Genomic DNA, 247 nt, shown 5'->3' with positions numbered 1-247 from the left:
GAAGATCCGGCAGTCAGAGCCGTGGGCTAAACGGTGCAGGCTGGGCAGCAGCGTGAGTGAGTAACTGGTGCGGTGATGGCCTTCATTACCACGGGCAATCTCGGCGATCACTCCGGAGAGATAGCGCAGGCCCTCGTATTTATGATGAATGGTCAGCGTGGCGGGCGTATCCAGCAGGCTATGCAGGTCGAGCGCGTTGTCGGGGCTGGCAAGCTCAATCTGGATCTGCGTGAGCCCATTGAGACGC

The 247-nt window shown here is 59.9% G+C and carries 1 protein-coding gene; it reads right to left on the bottom strand.

Features of this window, described 5'->3' with window-relative positions; translation table 11 throughout:
* Positions 1–247 (bottom strand): contractile injection system protein, VgrG/Pvc8 family (locus PsW64_RS27955; RefSeq protein WP_208980841.1); only part of this gene is annotated, 247 nt, incomplete at both ends.

The organism is Pseudovibrio sp. W64, from assembly GCF_001623145.1.
Taxonomy (GTDB): domain Bacteria; phylum Pseudomonadota; class Alphaproteobacteria; order Rhizobiales; family Stappiaceae; genus Pseudovibrio.
Note: the sequence above shows the minus strand (reverse complement) of the source record. Positions and strands in the feature narration are given on the sequence as shown.